The 1,080-nt window shown below is 46.2% G+C and carries 2 protein-coding genes; both read left to right on the forward strand.

All coding sequences use genetic code 11. The features are described 5' to 3' along the window. The first annotated feature begins 213 nt into the window (after positions 1–213). Positions 214–432 (forward strand): excisionase, encoded by a 219-nt coding sequence (locus DS742_RS28540; RefSeq protein ID WP_002414258.1) that lies wholly within the window; start codon positions 214–216, stop codon positions 430–432. Continuing rightward, the coding region (locus tag DS742_RS28545; protein ID WP_147325913.1) for a phage integrase Arm DNA-binding domain-containing protein at positions 410–1,080 on the forward strand (671 nt) is incomplete at its 3' end. The genes DS742_RS28540 and DS742_RS28545, both read left to right, overlap by 23 nt.

A 1,080-nucleotide genomic window follows, 5' to 3' on the forward strand; every position in this document is an offset into this window, starting at 1 on the left:
TGATAAATGCACTTCCGAGTCACAGGAGAATGGAATGGAGAGCCATTCAACAGAGTTATCGAAGCGGAGAACATCAACGACTGCTACGACCACTGGATGATATGGGCGCAGATAGCACATGCAGACGTAACCAATATTCGAATTGAAGAACTGAAAGAACACCAAGCCGCCTGATGGCGGTTTTTTCTTGCGTGTAATTGCGGAGACTTTGCGATGTACTTGACACTTCAGGAGTGGAACGCACGCCAGCGACGACCAAGAAGCCTTGAAACAGTTCGTCGATGGGTTCGGGAATGCAGGATATTCCCACCTCCGGTTAAGGATGGAAGAGAGTATCTGTTCCACGAATCAGCGGTAAAGGTTGACTTAAATCGACCAGTAACAGGTGGCCTTTTGAAGAGGATCAGAAATGGGAAGAAGGCGAAGTCATGAGCGCCGGGATTTACCCCCTAACCTTTATATAAGAAACAATGGATATTACTGCTACAGGGACCCAAGGACGGGTAAAGAGTTTGGATTAGGCAGAGACAGGCGAATCGCAATCACTGAAGCTATACAGGCCAACATTGAGTTATTTTCAGGACACAAACACAAGCCTCTGACAGCGAGAATCAACAGTGATAATTCCGTTACGTTACATTCATGGCTTGATCGCTACGAAAAAATCCTGGACAGCAGAGGAATCAAGCAGAAGACACTCATAAATTACATGAGCAAAATTAAAGCAATAAGGAGGGGTCTGCCTGATGCTCCACTTGAAGACATCACCACAAAAGAAATTGCGGCAATGCTCAATGGATACATAGACGAGGGCAAGGCGGCGTCAGCCAAGTTAATCAGATCAACACTGAGCGATGCATTCCGAGAGGCAATAGCTGAAGGCCATATAACAACAAACCATGTCGCTGCCACTCGCGCAGCAAAATCAGAGGTAAGGAGATCAAGACTTACGGCTGACGAATACCTGAAAATTTATCAAGCAGCAGAATCATCACCATGTTGGCTCAGACTTGCAATGGAACTGGCTGTTGTTACCGGGCAACGAGTTGGTGATTTATGCGAAATGAAGTGGTCTGATAT

Origin of the sequence: Lacrimispora amygdalina (assembly GCF_003432035.1) — a bacterium.
GTDB lineage: Bacteria > Bacillota > Clostridia > Lachnospirales > Lachnospiraceae > Lacrimispora > Lacrimispora amygdalina.

Coding starts and splice junctions, on each gene's coding strand:
- DS742_RS28540 (WP_002414258.1), top strand. CDS start 214: ATGTACTTGACACTTCAGGAGTGGAACGCACGCCAGCGACGACCAAGA.